We start from the raw sequence: 16,181 nt of genomic DNA, 5'->3' as shown, positions 1-16,181 counted from the left end.
CTTGTTTCGTGTGCTGTTCATGCGGCGCGGTGGCGTCCGGGAATGGCATCAATAAGCTGGCGGGTGTAATCGCTGGAAGGCAGGGCGAAAACATCTTCCACAGGACCGGAATCCACCTGCTGCCCGCGGTTTAACACCGAGACGCTGTGTGAGATCTGACGGACTGTCGCCAGATCGTGTGAGATAAATAAATAGGTCAGACCGAGTGAATCCTGTAACTGCTGAAGCAATGTCAGAATTTGCGCCTGCACGGTGACATCAAGCGCCGACGTCGCTTCATCCAGGATCAGGACTTTCGGCTCTAAAATCAGTGCCCGCGCAATCGCCACACGCTGGCGCTGTCCGCCGGACAATTCGCGGGGTTTACGGCTGAGTAATGTCTCCGGCAGCGCTACGCGTCGGGCAATATCCAGCACCCGTTCACGGCGCACCGCCGCCGGGATTTTTTCGAAATTCAGCAACGGTTCTTCGATCACGCGGAACAGGGTTTGCGAAGGATCCAGAGAGGCAAACGGGTTCTGATACACCAGCTGGATTTTCTTGCGCAACTGACGCAAGGCTTCACCTTTCAGCCGCGTGATGTCTTCGCCGTCGATCAGCACACGTCCGCTGTCCGGTTTCTGAAAACCCAGCAGAATGCGTGCCAGCGTAGTTTTGCCGGAGCCGGATTCACCGACCAGTGAATGCGTGGTACCGCGCGGAATGCTGAATGACACATGGTCTACCGCGCGGAACGCGGGCTGATTTTTGCCGCCCAGCGTGAAATCATGGGTGATGTTTTCAACCACCAGCACCGGCTGTTCCGCAGTGCGCAGATGCGTACGATGATGGCCGGACAGGGCCGGGGCGTCGGCGAAAAGCTGACGGGTATAATCACTTTTCGGTGCATCAAGGACTTCACGGGTGATGCCCTGCTCCTGGACTTTGCCGTGACGGAACACCAGTAACCGGTCAGCGCGTTCGGCGGCAATCGCCAGGTCGTGGGTGACCAGTAAAACGGCGGTGCCAAACTCGCGGCGCAGGTCGTCAATCAAGTCCAGAATGCGTTTTTGCACCGTGACATCCAGCGCACTGGTCGGTTCATCGGCGATGATCAGTGCCGGTTGCAGAGCAATGGCAATGGCGATTAATACGCGTTGTTTCATACCGCCGGACAGCTCGTGCGGATACTGTTTCGCCCGTTGTTCAGGGTGTGAAAGACCCACGCGGGACAGCAGTTCCACCACGCGGGCGTCGCGCTGCTGACGTGGCAGTCGCTGATGGATATCCAGAATTTCCGCGACCTGCGAACCGACAGTTTTGACCGGATCCAGCGAACTGGTCGGGTCCTGCGGGATCAGGCTGATGCGGGCACCGCGCAAAGCATCGAGGCGGCGCTGTGACCACTGACTGATGTCCGTGCCATTGAGACGGATTTCACCCTGTTCAATATGGCCGTTTTCTGCCAGCAGACCGATGATCGCCTGTGCAGTGGTGGTTTTGCCGGAGCCGGATTCGCCAACCAGCGCCAGCACTTCACCGGCATTAATCGAAAACGACACGTTATGCACTACCGGTTTGCCGTCGTAGGCGATGGAGAGATTATCCAGTTCGAGCACCGGTGGGGCGTTATGCGTAAAAGTGGCCTGCGCGTTCATCGCGTTCTCCTGCGTAATGACTGGCTGATGCGGTTGGCGGAAAGCACCACCAGAACCACGACCACGCCGGGGAAGGTCGTCAGCCACCAGGCGGTGGAGATGTAATTGCGGCCTTCGGCGATCAGCAAGCCCCATTCCGGCGTCGGTGGGGGTGTGCCGTAACCGAGAAAACTGAGGGTAGAAATGGCCAGAATGGCGCTGCCGAACTGCAACGCTGAGAAAGCGATTACCGAGGTCAGCGAGTTGGGTAAAATATGCCGCCACAAAACCGACAGAAACGAGCCGCCGCTGCCGTACGCGGCTTCGACGTAATCACTATGACGTACCAGTACCACTTCGGCGCGGGCGAGGCGGGCGAAGTTGGCAACGGACGTGACACCGACGGCAATCGCCGCGTGCACCGTGCCGAAACCAAGCAAAATAATCACGCTCAGTGACAACAGCAGGCCGGGGATCGACAGTAAAACATCGTTGATGCGCATAATAATGGCGTCGGTCAGACCGCCGCTGGCTCCGGCCGCCAGCCCCAGTGCGGTGCCAAATACCAGCCCGAGCGCCACAGCGACCAGCGCGCCGGAAAGGGAATGTGACGCGCCATACACAATGCGGGCGTAGACATCGCGGCCGAGCTGATCCGTACCCAGCCAGTGTCCGGCCTGCGGGGCCAGACGCTGTGCACCGGCAATCCCTTCAGTGCCGCTGTAATCCGTAAATAAGCCGGGGGCAATCGCCCACAAAATGACGGTCGCCATCACCAGCCAGGCGAGGATTAAACCCGGTTGCAGGCGTGCGGGTATCCGGCGGCGACGCTGTGTTAGCGGCAATGAAAGCGTGCTTTTGCCAAGCGGTAAGCTGCTCATGCAGTGGCTCCTCCCCGTGAATTTTTAGAAGCAGAGGCTTTAAGGCGCGGGTCGAGCAGCGGATACAGTAAATCGACCAGCAAATTGATGCCGACAAAGGCGGTGGCGGAAATGACCACAATGGCCTGTAACACGGCGACATCCTGATTATTCACCGCCTGCTGCGTGAGTTGCCCGAGGCCGTTAAGACCGAAGACGGTTTCAGTGATCAGCGCCCCGGCAATCAGTTCGCCAAACAGCAAACCGGCAATGGTCAGCGTCGGAAGCAGGGCGTTGCGCGCCACATGACGCCATAATACGCCGCTGCGGCTGGCCCCTTTGGCGCGGGCGACAGCGACGAACGGCTGGGTTTGCACCTGATCAATACTGCGGATCAGGATCTGCGCCAGCGGCGCAGAAATCGGCACTGCAAGGGTGATAACCGGCAAAATAAGCCCGACCCATTCACCCGGATTAATCACCGGGATCCAGCGTAAATGGAATGAGAAAAACTGAATCAGCGCGATGCCCAGCCAGAACGTCGGAATGGAAATGAACAGCGAAGGCACCGCCTGTAAAGCATTCTTCAGCCAGCCGAAATGCAGCAGGCTGGAGAGAAACGCCAGTGCAAAGGCCACCACGGCGGCCAGTGCGAAGCCCATCAGTGCCAGACGCAGCGTCGGCGGAAAGTTGCTGCTGAGTAATTCAGTCACCGGTACGCCAGCCTGAATCGAATAGCCCAGATCGCCGTGAAGGAAATTGCCCAGCGTGTGCAGATATTGCTGCCAGACCGGCACATCCGCACCGTACGCGGCACGCATATCGGCGATTTGTGCCGGGCTTAATCCCATGTCCGGGTTCTGGAATTTAATCAGAATGGCATCGCCGGGCAGCACCTGTAACAGGATGAAGGAGACGGTAAACGCCGCCCATAACACCAGTAAGGCTTGCCCGAATCGACCGCTCACGTATCGGCTCATGATTTACTCCCCGTCTGTTAATGCTTTTCCAGCCATGCACCGTAGAAGCTCGGACGCCCGACGGCTTCGAAGCTCACGCCTTTGAAATATGGCGCCCCGGCATACACCTGCGGCTCTTCGAAAATCGGAATGACGTATGCCTGATCGAGCAGGTAGTTCTGCACGTCACCGGTCAGCTGCAGACGTTTTTTCGGATCCACTTCGGCAGAAATTGCGGTCAGCAGGTCGTTAAGTTTGTCGTCGCGGAAGCTTTTCACCTTGCTGCTCAGGCCGCCCTTTTGCAGCAATGCATCGCGGTTGGTCGGGTAGAAGGAACTTTTAATCACGTCCGGATCGGCGCGTCCGACTTCCACCACGTTAGCCGGGGTTTTCTCCGGATCAAGGTTATCCGCCACGCGGCTGCCCGCATCGCCCGCCAGAATATTCAGCTTCGCGCCAGCCTGGCTCCATTGCTGGGAAACCAGCTGTAATACTTCTTTGTTTTGCGGTTGCGGCAGTGATTCATAAATGGTCAGCGACAGCGTTTTGCCGTCTTTCTGACGGATGCCGTTCGGGCCTGGCTTCCAGCCCGCTTCATCCAGCAGCTTTTTGGCAAGCGTCGGGTCGTAAGTCAGTTTGCTGCTCAGGTCGACATAACCGGCGGCGGTTTTGGCGATCACAGACGTGGCTTGCGGATAGTTTGGCGAGAACAGCGTATCGACCACCTGTTTGCTGTTGGTGGCGTGCAGCAGCGCCTGACGCACTTTCAGGTCAGACACCAGCGCGTTGTCCGGGCGGAACGAAATGCTGTCATTGACGCCTTTGGTCGGCGCAGCATAAATCGGGAAGTTCTGGTCTTTGGCCTGCTTCTCGTCATATGCCTGAACCTGACGGATGAAATCAGCCTGACCGGCCAGCAATGCGCCGATACGCACACTGTCTTCACCGGTGACGATCACTTTAATGCCGTCAAGATTAGCGCGCCCTTGCTGTTTAAGGTTTTTCGGCCCCCAGTGGTAATCCTTACGGGCAGTCAGATCGACTTCGCGACCCAGGGTTTCTTTACTGACCACGAACGGGCCGGAGCCGATGATATGTGTGGCGTCGCCCAGCGCGTCAAAATTGCGGTTCAGGGTGCTCAGTGACACCAGCCCGGAACCAATCGTGGCGGTACCCTGCAGGAAGCCCGGCGACGATTTTTTGAAATAGAACTTCACCGTCAGCGGATCAATCACTTCGCTGTGGTCGTAATTGTTGATGACTTCGGAGACCGGCAAATGATGCTCTTTATTGCCCAGACCGTAAGTATCAAAGTTTTTGGCCACCGCGTTGGCATCCAGCGGCGTGCCGTCGGAGAAGGTCACACCCGGTCGCAGTTTAAAAGTGTATTCAGTTTTATCGGCGTTGAACGACCAGGATTCGGCGATCCAGGGTTCTATCTCCAGTGTCTTCGGATTCTGGTAGGTCAGTTTGTCGGTGATCTGATTGAGAATACCGCCGTTCGGATAGAAGCCGCCCGCAGGCGGATACAGATTGGTGTGTGCCTGCTGTTCAAGATAAATCAGCGTGCCACCCTGCACGGGCGTACCGTCAGCGGCAATGGCAGAAAATGTGCTGGTGAGAAGTGCCCCTAAAGCCAGTGCGCGGGTAACCGCGTTAATCCGGCGAATGTTATTCATCGTTAAACCCTTTTTCTTATCTGGCATGGTTGCAGGTGATGACTTTGGCGTTCTTAGAACCAAAGTGCTGAACCCATAACAAACCAATTTAAAGGACAGGTGAACGAAGGAATTTTGCAATCGTTAGCTGGAAACAGCATTAGGAGAGAAAAGGGCATGAGAAGAAATGTACGGGAGGCAGAAAGAAAAAAACCAGCGGCTAATCCGGACGGGTGGACCGGCTAACCGCTGGCGATCATCAAAAATGATGAGCTAAGGAGAAACTGAGGTCGTCAGTGATCTTTTAATGCAGCTTCTGTGCCAGTTTTTATTTCAGGCTGAATTTTTGCCTGTTTGCTGCGGCTCAGGAAGGCATTGAGCAAAATGGCGCCAAACGTCGCCGTGCCGATGCCACCCATGCTGAAGCCGCCCAGGCTCAGAGTAAAGTTGCCTGCGCCCAGCACCAGCGTGACCGCCACCATGATCAAATTTCCGTTAAGTCCCAGATCCACCTGGTTTTGTACCCAGATGCGGGCACCGGCCACGGCAATCAGTCCGAACACCACAATCGACGCGCCACCGAGCACCGGGCCGGGAATGGTGTGGATCAGTGCACCAAATTTGGGCGAGAAGCCCAACACAATGGCAACCATTGCCGCCGCAACGAAAATCAGTGTGGAATAAATTTTGGTGACCGCCATTACCCCGATGTTTTCTGCGTACGTAGTAACACCGGTACCGCCCGCCGAGGCGGAAAGCAGGGTCGCCAGACCGTCACCGACAAACGCGCGGCCTATGTACGGGTCGAGGTTTTTGCTGGTCATGCCCGCCACCGCTTTAATATGGCCCAGGTTTTCCGCCACCAGAATCACTGCCACTGGCGCAATCATCAGCATGGCGTGAGAACTGAACACCGGCGTGGTAATGGTCGGGATGCCAAACCACGGTGCCTGTGCCACGGCGCTGAAATCAACCGGTGCGCCAAGCCCCAGGCCGTTGGTGATCACCATGTAAATCAGGTACGCCGCCACCAGTCCGAGTAACAGCAACAGACGCTGCACCAGACCGCGGGTGAATACTGCCACCGACCCGATACACAGCACGGTCATCACCGCCATCCAGCTGTCAAATGAGGATGCCGACACGCTGTTAATGGCAATCGGTGCCAGATTCAGACCAATTGCCATCACCACCGCACCCGTAACGACCGGCGGCATCAGGCGCTCAATCCAGCGTGTACCGAGCGCCATCACCACAAAACCGATCAGCGTGTAAATCACGCCACAGGCAATAATCCCTCCCAGCGCCACCCCGATATTCGGGTTCGCTCCATGGCCGCTGTAGCCGGTCACCGCGATCACCAGCCCGACAAAAGCGGCGCTGGAACCGAGATAACTCGGTACGCGTCCGCCGACCAGCAGGAAGAACAGCAGGGTACCGATGCCTGACATCAAAATTGCCATGTTGGCATCAAAACCCATCAGCAATGGCATTAACACGGTGGCGCCAAACATCGCGACCGTATGCTGCAGCCCCATGATGACCGTTGCTCCTAACGGCAGCCGTTCATCCGGCGCGATCACCGCGCCATCCAGATTGCCTTCTCTTTTACGCCATTGTGGAAACCAGGAAGTCTTTGCCATGCACGACCCTTACTAAGTTGAGGGGATGGAGTTAACAGGCTAACTGGCGCATCAGCGGGTGATAGCGCCGGTCGAAATACACCAGTCCGTGGCTGTCGTCGTTGCGCCGTAACGCAACGGCTTCACAAAACAAAATGTCGTGGGTACCGACACTGGTGATCTGCGTAACCTTGCAGTCAAACGACACCAGCGCGTCGGTAAGGATCGGTGAGCCGGTAGCGAGACGCATCCACCGGGCGGCTTCGAAACGTTGCTCCGTTGGTGTTTTTCCACCGAATAAATTGGACAGAGACTCATGGCAATCGGCCAGCGTGTTAACGCACAGCACCTGATTCTCTTTGAAGACCGGATACACCGAGGCTGAACGGTTCAGGCATACCAGCAATGTCGGCGGCGAATCGGTGACACTGCATACGGCGGAGGCGGTGAAACCTGCGCGTCCGCCGGGGCCGTCGGTGGTGATGATGTTGACGGCCGAACCGAGGCGCGCCATCGCATCGCGATACTCTTGTTTCTCAACGGCAGCGTATTGGTCAGCGGCAGCTTGTTTTTCCACCGCAGGCACCGGGGCGAAAGGGCGGCCGGTTGCCGGTAATGTAGCGTTCAGGGTTGATGGCATGGTGATGTCCTCTGATTTTTCAGTGATGCTTACAGCACGCGGCAGGCGCGGTCGAAATCCAGGCGCGGCGCGCGCGGATACACTTTGCTGCTGTCGCCGTAACCGATATTGATCAGGAAATTAGATTTCCAGCCTTCCTGCGCCAGAAAGGTTTTATCGACGATGGTGTTGTCAAAACCGGACATCGGCCCGGTATCCAGGCCGAGTGAGCGGCAGGCCATGATCAGATACGCGGCCTGCAAACTGCTGTTGCGAAATGCCGTGTCGTGTGCCAGTTGCGGGCTGGAGGTGAACCAGGAACGGGCATCACCGGCGGGATACAGTTCCGGCAGCAGTTCGTAGAATTCCGCATCCCAGGCAATGATCGCGGTGACCGGCGCCGTCATGGTTTTTTTCAGATTGCCGCCTGAAAGCGCCGGTGCGAGTTGTTCTTTCGCCTCAAGGCTCTGAATAAACACGATGCGTACCGGGCTGCAGTTGGCCGATGTCGGTCCCATGCGCGCCAGTTCGTAAACCGTCTTAAGTTGTTCGCGGGTGACCGGTTTATCCAGCCAGCCGTTATGTGTGCGGGCTTCGGTGAATAAAGTTGCCAGTGCGCTGGCGGTTAATGCTTCGGCCATGATGTCTCCGTGGGCAGGTGACCGGACGGGGTGGCGGAAGATGACGATGAATGCCGCCGCAGCCAGTCCAGTAAAATCGGGTTAAAGGTTTCCGGGTCGGTCACGCTCATGGCATGGCCGCCGTACAGCATTTGCGTATGTTCGCCGTGGGGCAGGCGGGATGCGAGATCGACCGAACGCGACCACGGTACCAGCAGGTCATCCTTGCAACTGAACGCCAGCGTCGGCGTAATCACCTGCCCGAGGCTGGCAGTCAGATCAGACTCCATCAGCGCCTGCAAACGGTGCAGTAAGTTTTCCATTCCCTGAAAATGCGCCACCTGATGCCGGCGCTCTTTCTGTAATAAGGCATCATTATCTGAAAGCCAGTCACCCGGATACAGAAACAGCGGCTGCGCCTGCACGTAGGCATCGACCCCGCTGTTGAGCAGCAGATTCTGGCGCACTTCAAAGCAGCGGCGCGTCTGGCTGTCGAGTTTCGTCCAGCCGTTGATGACCACCAGACTTTGCAGCAGTGCCGGATAACGCAGAGCAAGATGCAGGCCAATAATGCCGCCGAGCGCATGGCCGACCAGATGACAGCGGCTGATATCCAGCTCATTGAGCATGCCGGCCAGTTCATCGGCCATGTCTTCCATCCGGTACCCGGCGGGCACTGTGCCCTGACTGACGCCAGTGCCGTGCTGGTCGTACACCACCACGCGAAAATGCGCCGCCAGCATCGTCAGTTGCGGTTGCCAGAAACTTCCCGTCCCCCCCAGCCCCGATGAGAGCACGACGGTTTCCGCATCGGCATTTTTTTTCCCCAATACCTGGTAATACATGCTGATTCCTCAAGGTGTTCAGGACAGGTTGTTGCAAAATGATTATTTACCGATATGCGCCACGGAGGCGATTTCGATCAGCGCATCCGGTTTCACCAGCCCGCACTGAATGCAGAACCGTGCCGGTTTTTCGCCCGGGAAGTATTCAGCGTAAACCTGATTAACGGCACCGTAGTTCGCCCAGTCAGTGATGAAAATCGAGTTCATGGTGACGTCATCCATTGTGCCGCCCGCCGTTTCAATCACGTTTTTGATGATCTCCAGTACGTGACGGGTTTGTGCAGCGGCATCGCCGACATGTACGACGTTATTGTCTTTATCAAATGGCAGCGTGCCGGAAACGTATACCACGCCGTCGGCGAGGGTACCCGGAACAAAAGGAGCCAGCGGAACGCCGCTGCCAGCCGGAATAATGGCACTTTTAGGCATCGTCAATTGTCCTTTTAAGAAAGCGGTCAGGCCGCGTTTTGTTCAGTTTTATAACCCACGGCGTCGCAGAAATTGCGCACGCTGGAGACCCAGCCAAAGAAAGTTTCAATGTTATAAATCGCGGCTTTTTGCGCAAACTCCGGTCCGGCCTGATGGGTGGCGTCTTCAAGCACCACGCCAAAATATTCCAGGAAGAATCCGTCGCGCAGCGTGGACTCCACGCAGACGTTGGTGGCGATACCGGTAAATACCAGATGATGGATACCGTAGCTGCGCAGCAGACTGTCGAGCTGGGTATTGAAGAAGCCGCTGTAGCGCGGTTTGGGCAGTACGATATCGCCGGGTTGCGGCTGTAGTTCATCGACCAGGTCATAATCCCAGTCACCTTTCGCCAGCAGTTTGCCCATCAATTCCGGACGCTTGCGCATCGTTTTCAGTGCGTTGGATTTGTGGAAGTTCGGCGAACCGGCACCACCGGCTTCGACGTATTGATTGTCCCAGCCGTTCTGGAAGAAAATCACTTTAATGCCAGCGGCGCGGGCGGCGGCAATCGCCACTTTAATATTGGCAATCACCGGCGCGGTAGCGGAGACATCAAAACCGGCCAGATCCAGATAGCCGCCTTGTGAGGCATAGGCATTTTGCATATCCACCACAATCAGCGCCGTTTGCTGCGGCGTGAAAGCAATGGCTTCAGGGCGTGCTGTGAGGATCGTTTCCTCGCCGGTATTGTGGGGTTCGCGGCGGACCACAGTTTGATTCTCAACAACGTTCATCATGCGACCTCTTTCTGCTCAGTGCCGATGTGCTGGCGGGTTTTCATTAATGGCTGGATGTAGCGGCCAAAGTTTTCGATGCCTTCCACGAAATCATCAAAGGTCAGCAGCACGCCGCCGGCCCCGGGCACGGTGTCGATTTCGTCGAGCATTCTGGCCACGCTGGCATAAGAACCGACCAGGGTACCCATGTTGATATTCACGGCGGAGGTCGGGTCGGCCATCTGGCGGACATTGGTATCGCTGCCGGATTTGGTGTCTTTGCTGCTCTGATCGGTGAGCCATGCCAGCGCATCGGCGTCAGCTCCGGATTTATACAAATCCCATTTAGCGCGGGCGGCGGCGTCGGTTTCGTCGGCAATCACCATAAATAGCACATAAGAGGAAACATCGCGGTTTTCAGCTTCAGCCGCCGTTTTCATGCGGGCAGCGGTGGGCGCAAAGGCGGTTGGCGTGTTGACGCCTTTGCCGAAGCAGAAGTTGAAGTCCGCGTGTTTAGCGGAGAACGCCATGCCGGCATCACTTTGCCCGGCACAGATGACTTTCATTTCACTCTGCGGACGCGGGCTGACGCGGCAGTCGTCCATTTTGAAGAATTCGCCGTCAAGCGTGCAGTGACCGGTTCCCCACAGATCGCGCAGCACACTGACGTATTCGGTCAGGTAGTCATAGCGGCGACTGAAATAATCATCGCCCGGCCACATGCCCATTTGTTCGTATTCGGGTTTCTGCCAGCCGGTGACGACGTTTACGCCGAAACGTCCGTTAGAGATGGAATCAATGGTAGCGGCCATGCGCGCAACGATTGCCGGTGGCATCACCAGCGTGGCGGCGGTGGCATACAGCTGAATGCGGGAAGTCACGGCGGCCAGACCGGCCATCAGCGTGAACGACTCCATATTGTGTTCCCAGAATTCGGTTTTGCCGCCGAAGCCGCGCAGTTTGATCATCGACAGCGCGAAATCAAAATGATAGTGCTCCGCTTTCTGCACGATGGTTTTGTTCAGTTCGAAGGTGGGTTTGTACTGCGGCGCAGTTTCTGAAATTAACCAGCCGTTGTTGCCGATAGGAATGAAGACACCGATTTTCATAGCTCACCTCATGATGCAACGCGAAGGAAGGAATTCATGATGGGTATTGCAAGCGGGATGCCAGTTTTTTAATCTTTTTAATTATCAGTGAGTTAAATTTCGGTGTTGGTTTTTGGTAGAGCAAATGGTCTGTTTCAGACCATCTGGTCAAAAATGGCTGCACGTTTATCAGGCAGGATTGAACGGAAATGGTGCAAATTTGTTAAATTCATAACTCTTTGTGGTTACTGATTGTTGTCGTGGGTGTTACTGCAATCACCGGGATGCATAGCGATAGTCGCTTGTATCGCCATTTGCTATGATTTCAGCCTTGCTATTCGTCTCAGGGAGACATTGTGAAGCCATTGGTCGAATCTGTGCAGGCTGACGCCGGAGAGAAGAAATCCCGCCAGCCGCTGACGAAAGCCCCGACGCGACGTTCGCGGGCAGTCGCTGCCAAACGTGGCAATATCATGGCAGCGGCACTTGAGTTTTTCTCGTTGTACGGCATGCATGGCACCAGTCTGGATCAGGTTGCCGAGCGTGCCGATGTGTCCAAAACCAATCTGCTGTATTACTTCCCGTCGAAAGAAGATTTGTATATCGCCGTGCTCAAAGGGTTGCTGGATATCTGGCTGGCACCGCTGAAAGCGTTGCAATCTGATCAGCATCCGCTGGAAGCTATCCGTGAATATATCCGCCTGAAGCTGTGCGTTTCCCGCGATCACCCGCAGGCATCCAGGCTGTTTTGTCTCGAGATGGTACAGGGTGCACCGCTGCTGAAACAGGAGCTGGGCGGCAGCCTGAAAACGCTGGTGGAAGATAAATCGGATGTGATCCGCGGCTGGATTAAAGCAGAACTGATCGCGCCGGTTGATCCGATGCAGCTGATTTTTATGCTGTGGGCGACCACGCAGCACTACGCCGATTTCGGGGTACAGGTCGAAGCCATCACCGGTAAAACGCTCAGTGATCCTGAATTCTTTGAACAAACCGTGTGTAATGTGCAGCGCATTATTACCGAAGGCATTCAGCTTCGGGCTTAAGGGGGCAGAATGGATTCAGTTTCACAATTAGTGCTTGGCGCTGCAGTGGGCATTGCGGTGATGGGCAAACGTGCGCCGGTATGGAAATCTGCACTGGCTGGCGCGGTCTGCGGAACCTTGCCCGATCTGGATGTGTTTTACGATCACGGTGATGTCATCAGCAATATGACCCTGCACCGCACCGAAAGCCATGCGTTGTTTTATCTGACGCTGATATCTCCGCTGATGGCCTGGCTGATGGCCAAACTGTTCAGCGCCGGGCAATATTTCCGGCGCTGGTGGGGAACTGTCTGGCTGGCTCTGATCACCCATCCGCTGCTGGATGTGATGACGGTTTACGGCACCCAACTCGGTATCCCTTTTACGCATTATCCTTTTGCGGTCGGCAGCATTTTTATTATCGATCCGCTCTATACCCTGCCGCTGATTACCGGTGTTGGTCTGGCGCTGTATCGCGAGCAGCAGCGCGGCATTATGTGGAATAACGTGTTACTGGGCATCAGTTGCCTGTATCTGGCCTGTACCATGATTGAACAATATCAGGTGACACGGCATGTCGGTACAGAGCTGCAACGGCAAAATATTGACAGTACGCAGGTTCTGGTCACGCCAACACCCCTCAATTCGCTGGTGTGGCGTGTGGTCGTGATGAGTAAAGGCAGTTACGGCGAAGGTTTCACCTCATTGCTGCACCCGGATTCACCGATCCGTTTCCGCTTCTATCCCCGCGGTGAGGCATTGTATGAAGCCCACAAAGATAACCCGTTTCTGGCGCGTGTCGCCTGGTTCAGCCACGGTTTTTTCAGCGTTAAAGAGCAGGGCGGCCATATTCTGGTCAGTGACTTACGCATGGGGCAGGAACCTGATTACACGTTTGTATTCGATCTCGGCGATATGAAAGCCGGTGCGCCGCCGGCACTGCCGGTGAAAGTGGCGTCGGCCAGACCGTCTGCCACAAAAATGTGGGAGCAGTTCAGGCAGGCACTGGACGTTGATTAAAACAAAAAGGAGCCAGATGGCTCCTTTTTGACATCATGAGTTCATCATTCAGGCTTTACGACTGCGGCTGCGCAACCCATAGCCTATCCCCAGGATCACAAACCACAGCGGCGTGACCAACAGCGCCTGTCGCGTATCATCCTGCAAGGTCAGCAGTACCAGAACAAAAGCAAAGAATGCCATACAGACCCAACACATCAGTTTGCCGAGCGGCATTTTGTAGATTGATGCTTCGTGCAGTTGCGGACGTTTACGGCGGTAGACCAGGTAAGCGCAGAGGATGATGGTCCAGACGAACATAAACAGGATCGCAGAAACGGTGGTGACCAGTGTGAAGACCGTCACCACATTCGGGATCAGGTAAATCAGCACCACGCCGCCGAGCAGACAGATACACGAAAAGGTCAGGCCGTTCGACGGCACTGCGCGGGAAGAGAGCTTACCGAATGCTTTCGGCGCGTTGCCTTCCTGTGCCAGACCAAACAGCATGCGGCTGGTGGAGAATACGCCGCTGTTAGCTGAAGAGGCAGCAGAGGTCAGTACCACAAAATTGATGATGCTCGCCGCCGCCGGCAGACCGGCCAGCACAAACAGTTCAACAAACGGGCTCTTATCTGCCACCACATGGCTCCAGGGCGTCACCGACATAATCATGATCAGCGAGAACACATAGAACATGATGATGCGCAAAGGGATAGCGTTGATGGCACGCGGCAGGGATTTCTGCGGATCTTTAGTTTCGGCGGCGGTGGTGCCGACCAGTTCGATGCCGACAAACGCAAACACGGCGATCTGGAAACCGGCAAAGAAACCGCTGACACCTTTCGGGAAGAATCCGCCATCATTCCACAGGTTGCTGAATGACGCGACGGTGCCGGTTGGCGTCTGGAAGTGAGTCAGCACCATCACCAGCCCGGCGATGATCAGCCCGACAATGGCGACGATTTTGATCATCGCGAACCAGAACTCCATTTCACCAAACATTTTCACGGTAGCGAGATTCAGGCTCAGCAGCACCAGCACGCAGATCAGCGAGGCGACCCATTGCGAGAGGCCGGGGAACCAGAACTGTGCGTAGGCGGTAATCGCCACGACGTCAGCGATACCCGTGACCACCCAGCAAAACCAGTAGGTCCAGCCGGTGAAATACCCGGCCCACGGGCCCAGTAAATCGGCGGCAAAGTCGCTGAAAGATTTATATTCGAGATTGGACAGTAACAATTCACCCATCGCACGCATGACGAAAAACAGCATAAAGCCGATGATCATATAGACGAAGATGATGGACGGACCTGCCAGGCTGATGGTTTTGCCTGAGCCCATAAACAGGCCGGTACCGATAGCACCGCCAATGGCAATCAGCTGGATGTGACGGTTAGAGAGATTTCGCCGCAAACCTTCTGCGTTCTCTTCCCCCGGCTGGACGAGGATTTTTGACTCTTCTTGCATGTTGTATTGATTCCTGTTTTTTGCTTTTTTGCGTATGAACTCCGCCATATCGCATTCATTTACGTCAATTTCTTAAGCTCTGAATGGCTCTGTGTTCACCACGGCTGGAACGATAGCGTGTGTGAAGTGTGTAATAGTAATGTTAAGCGTGCATTTATTATAACTGGCATGAAAAATGCCGAAGAAAAAAATGTATCGTAATTTTTACATCGCGGATAACTGAGTGTTAATTAATCAAATATCTTCCAGGATGGCGGCAATAATACCGTTTTTGGACGTGATGGGCTTCACAAATATGACGCGTATTAACTGTCAATAAAGCATAAATAAGCGTTTGACATCATCCGGATAGAGGAGAATAATCCGTCCCGTTGGGTCGTTAGCTCAGTCGGTAGAGCAGTTGACTCTTAATCAATTGGTCGGCGGTTCGAACCCGCCACGACCCACCAATAAATTCAACGTGTTAGATATTATCCACTGCACCAGGTTTTACCGAGTGGGACATATTTGAGACATGTTCATTAAATATTGAATCTATTTGGGCAGCATGTTCGGTTAAATGACTTGGCGCAAGGTGGGCATACCTATGCACCATTTCAATACTTTCCCAGCCGCCCATTTCTTGTAATACCGATAGCGGAACGCCGGACTGAATTAACCAGCTCGCCCATGTATGCCGCAAATCGTGAAAACGAAAATTCTCACTACCTGCTCGCATTAAAGCCGACTTCCAAGCCTTATTACTATCCACCCGCATCTTCCTTATTTCTGCAGTTATCGATCCGTCTGGTCGGGTGCAACTCGTTGTGTGAACAAAAACAAAACGATTATGCTTTCCGAACTGCACCCTCAACACGGCCGCCGGTCATTTCAGACGCAGTGACCGGAACAAATCTTTCCATCCCCTCATCACGTTCGGTCTTTGTGACTTTGGCGCAGTAGAAAAGTGCGCAGCGGAAGTGCTGCATTCCACTCGAGCGGCATGTTTGCGGGGGGCGTTCATATCGCCGTAATAAACTCGGGATGGTCGGGCTGTGCCAGTAGTTTTCAGATCACCTTGCTGGCCTTTGAGTGGCGGTGGAGCAGGTAGTACGTCTGGTCAAGCGTCATTCGGGGGAGTAAAGGTGCAAATGGGTGCGTTATCGTAGAGGAATATGCATGATGAATATGCTGTATTAAATGATGATGGGGCAGTAATTGGTATCGGATATTCATTATCAAATGGCGTATATTTGCCTCCTGCAGTGCCAGAGGGAACAACTCAAGAGATAATTAACGATGCTGACTTGATGAAAGAGTTAGTTTTGTCGAATATTAATAAAATCACGCAGATTTGGCAAACTCAACTAGCTTTGAACCTCATAAGTGATGATGATAGAAATTAACTGGTAGCGTGGATGAAATATGCTCAGGAGGTTAGCGCTGTGGATACCACAGCGCAAAAAATAGTTTGGCCGTCAGAGCCGATTTAGAAACTGCTAATATATATTTGAGTCCTTTTTTATCAATTTCTTTGATAAATTAATAAATGGCTTCTCTATATATCTATGTGCAAGTCCAGAAATTGCAACGGTAGCGCAAACAGCTAGCGTTGCAAATGCTATGTTGTGATT

Annotated in this window: 16 protein-coding genes, 1 tRNA gene and 1 pseudogene; 5 read left to right on the top strand and 13 right to left on the bottom strand. The window is 54.7% G+C overall.

All coding sequences use genetic code 11. The annotated features are described in order from the left end of the window. Positions 1-17: 17 nt before the first annotated feature. The 11 genes from J1781_RS02285 to rutA form a co-directional block, all read right to left on the bottom strand. Positions 18-1,637: a dipeptide ABC transporter ATP-binding protein gene (locus J1781_RS02285; RefSeq protein ID WP_129951888.1), complete on the bottom strand. Its 1,620-nt coding sequence runs from the start codon at positions 1,635-1,637 to the stop codon at positions 18-20. Then, positions 1,634-2,497 (bottom strand): ABC transporter permease, encoded by an 864-nt coding sequence (locus J1781_RS02280; protein ID WP_129951887.1) that lies wholly within the window; start codon positions 2,495-2,497, stop codon positions 1,634-1,636. The genes J1781_RS02285 and J1781_RS02280 overlap by 4 nt, the downstream gene beginning before the upstream one ends. After that, a complete protein-coding gene (locus J1781_RS02275) occupies positions 2,494-3,456 on the bottom strand; it encodes an ABC transporter permease (protein WP_129951886.1) in 963 nt (320 codons plus the stop codon). Before J1781_RS02275 ends, J1781_RS02280 begins: the two co-directional genes overlap by 4 nt. 17 nt (positions 3,457-3,473) lie before the next feature. Beyond that, positions 3,474-5,114 (bottom strand): TIGR04028 family ABC transporter substrate-binding protein, encoded by a 1,641-nt coding sequence (locus J1781_RS02270; protein ID WP_217233148.1) that lies wholly within the window; start codon positions 5,112-5,114, stop codon positions 3,474-3,476. A gap of 272 nt (positions 5,115-5,386) precedes the next feature. Next, positions 5,387-6,736 carry a pyrimidine utilization transport protein G gene (gene rutG, locus J1781_RS02265; RefSeq protein ID WP_217233147.1) on the bottom strand — a complete coding sequence of 450 codons (1,350 nt, stop codon included), beginning with the start codon at positions 6,734-6,736 and terminating at the stop codon, positions 5,387-5,389. A 31-nt stretch (positions 6,737-6,767) separates the two neighbouring features. Continuing rightward, positions 6,768-7,355 carry an NADH-dependent FMN reductase RutF gene (rutF, locus tag J1781_RS02260; RefSeq protein ID WP_235173151.1) on the bottom strand — a complete coding sequence of 196 codons (588 nt, stop codon included), beginning with the start codon at positions 7,353-7,355 and terminating at the stop codon, positions 6,768-6,770. A gap of 29 nt (positions 7,356-7,384) precedes the next feature. Continuing rightward, the gene (locus J1781_RS02255) at positions 7,385-7,975 is read right to left on the bottom strand and encodes a malonic semialdehyde reductase (RefSeq protein ID WP_129990533.1); all 591 of its coding nucleotides are present in this window, start codon (positions 7,973-7,975) and stop codon (positions 7,385-7,387) included. Then, positions 7,960-8,799, bottom strand: coding sequence for a pyrimidine utilization protein D (gene rutD, locus J1781_RS02250; protein WP_217233146.1), 840 nt, complete (start codon positions 8,797-8,799; stop codon positions 7,960-7,962). Before rutD ends, J1781_RS02255 begins: the two co-directional genes overlap by 16 nt. Before the next feature lie 42 nt (positions 8,800-8,841). Continuing rightward, positions 8,842-9,228: a pyrimidine utilization protein C gene (rutC, locus tag J1781_RS02245; RefSeq protein WP_129951881.1), complete on the bottom strand. Its 387-nt coding sequence runs from the start codon at positions 9,226-9,228 to the stop codon at positions 8,842-8,844. A gap of 26 nt (positions 9,229-9,254) precedes the next feature. Further along, positions 9,255-10,007: a pyrimidine utilization protein B gene (rutB, locus tag J1781_RS02240; RefSeq protein WP_015690206.1), complete on the bottom strand. Its 753-nt coding sequence runs from the start codon at positions 10,005-10,007 to the stop codon at positions 9,255-9,257. After that, positions 10,004-11,095: a pyrimidine utilization protein A gene (gene rutA / locus J1781_RS02235; protein WP_129951880.1), complete on the bottom strand. Its 1,092-nt coding sequence runs from the start codon at positions 11,093-11,095 to the stop codon at positions 10,004-10,006. Before rutA ends, rutB begins: the two co-directional genes overlap by 4 nt. Before the next feature lie 335 nt (positions 11,096-11,430). On the opposite strand from rutA, the gene rutR reads away from it, so the two are divergent. Together rutR and J1781_RS02225 are read left to right on the top strand one after the other, a co-directional pair. Continuing rightward, positions 11,431-12,120 (top strand): HTH-type transcriptional regulator RutR, encoded by a 690-nt coding sequence (rutR, locus tag J1781_RS02230; protein ID WP_129951879.1) that lies wholly within the window; start codon positions 11,431-11,433, stop codon positions 12,118-12,120. Positions 12,121-12,129: 9 nt separating this feature from the next. After that, positions 12,130-13,119: a metal-dependent hydrolase gene (locus J1781_RS02225; protein ID WP_217233145.1), complete on the top strand. Its 990-nt coding sequence runs from the start codon at positions 12,130-12,132 to the stop codon at positions 13,117-13,119. A gap of 48 nt (positions 13,120-13,167) precedes the next feature. On the opposite strand, the gene cycA is transcribed toward J1781_RS02225, so the two are convergent. Further along, positions 13,168-14,568, bottom strand: coding sequence for a D-serine/D-alanine/glycine transporter (gene cycA, locus J1781_RS02220; RefSeq protein ID WP_129990530.1), 1,401 nt, complete (start codon positions 14,566-14,568; stop codon positions 13,168-13,170). A gap of 373 nt (positions 14,569-14,941) precedes the next feature. On the opposite strand from cycA, the gene J1781_RS02215 reads away from it, so the two are divergent. Next, positions 14,942-15,017: transfer RNA gene (locus J1781_RS02215), tRNA-Lys, on the top strand. Between the two features lie 14 nt (positions 15,018-15,031). On the opposite strand, the pseudogene J1781_RS02210 reads toward J1781_RS02215, so the two are convergent. Next, positions 15,032-15,424: pseudogene (locus J1781_RS02210) on the bottom strand (tyrosine-type recombinase/integrase); the annotation flags it as partial. 298 nt (positions 15,425-15,722) lie between these two features. On the opposite strand from J1781_RS02210, the gene J1781_RS02205 reads away from it, so the two are divergent. Together J1781_RS02205 and J1781_RS26470 are read left to right on the top strand one after the other, a co-directional pair. Then, positions 15,723-15,953 carry a hypothetical protein gene (locus tag J1781_RS02205; protein ID WP_217218954.1) on the top strand — a complete coding sequence of 77 codons (231 nt, stop codon included), beginning with the start codon at positions 15,723-15,725 and terminating at the stop codon, positions 15,951-15,953. 12 nt (positions 15,954-15,965) lie between these two features. Beyond that, positions 15,966-16,040 (top strand): hypothetical protein, encoded by a 75-nt coding sequence (locus tag J1781_RS26470; protein ID WP_129952142.1) that lies wholly within the window; start codon positions 15,966-15,968, stop codon positions 16,038-16,040. Positions 16,041-16,181: the final 141 nt, after the last annotated feature.

The organism is Rahnella perminowiae (assembly GCF_019049695.1).
Classification (GTDB): Bacteria; Pseudomonadota; Gammaproteobacteria; order Enterobacterales; family Enterobacteriaceae; genus Rahnella; species Rahnella perminowiae.
This window is presented reverse-complemented; position numbering and strand designations above follow the sequence as displayed.

Coding starts and splice junctions, on each gene's coding strand:
- J1781_RS02285 (WP_129951888.1), bottom strand. CDS start 1,637: ATGAACGCGCAGGCCACTTTTACGCATAACGCCCCACCGGTGCTCGAA.
- J1781_RS02280 (WP_129951887.1), bottom strand. CDS start 2,497: ATGAGCAGCTTACCGCTTGGCAAAAGCACGCTTTCATTGCCGCTAACA.
- J1781_RS02275 (WP_129951886.1), bottom strand. CDS start 3,456: ATGAGCCGATACGTGAGCGGTCGATTCGGGCAAGCCTTACTGGTGTTA.
- J1781_RS02270 (WP_217233148.1), bottom strand. CDS start 5,114: ATGAATAACATTCGCCGGATTAACGCGGTTACCCGCGCACTGGCTTTA.
- rutG (WP_217233147.1), bottom strand. CDS start 6,736: ATGGCAAAGACTTCCTGGTTTCCACAATGGCGTAAAAGAGAAGGCAAT.
- rutF (WP_235173151.1), bottom strand. CDS start 7,355: ATGCCATCAACCCTGAACGCTACATTACCGGCAACCGGCCGCCCTTTC.
- J1781_RS02255 (WP_129990533.1), bottom strand. CDS start 7,975: ATGGCCGAAGCATTAACCGCCAGCGCACTGGCAACTTTATTCACCGAA.
- rutD (WP_217233146.1), bottom strand. CDS start 8,799: ATGTATTACCAGGTATTGGGGAAAAAAAATGCCGATGCGGAAACCGTC.
- rutC (WP_129951881.1), bottom strand. CDS start 9,228: ATGCCTAAAAGTGCCATTATTCCGGCTGGCAGCGGCGTTCCGCTGGCT.
- rutB (WP_015690206.1), bottom strand. CDS start 10,007: ATGATGAACGTTGTTGAGAATCAAACTGTGGTCCGCCGCGAACCCCAC.
- rutA (WP_129951880.1), bottom strand. CDS start 11,095: ATGAAAATCGGTGTCTTCATTCCTATCGGCAACAACGGCTGGTTAATT.
- J1781_RS02225 (WP_217233145.1), top strand. CDS start 12,130: ATGGATTCAGTTTCACAATTAGTGCTTGGCGCTGCAGTGGGCATTGCG.
- cycA (WP_129990530.1), bottom strand. CDS start 14,568: ATGCAAGAAGAGTCAAAAATCCTCGTCCAGCCGGGGGAAGAGAACGCA.
- J1781_RS02205 (WP_217218954.1), top strand. CDS start 15,723: ATGCATGATGAATATGCTGTATTAAATGATGATGGGGCAGTAATTGGT.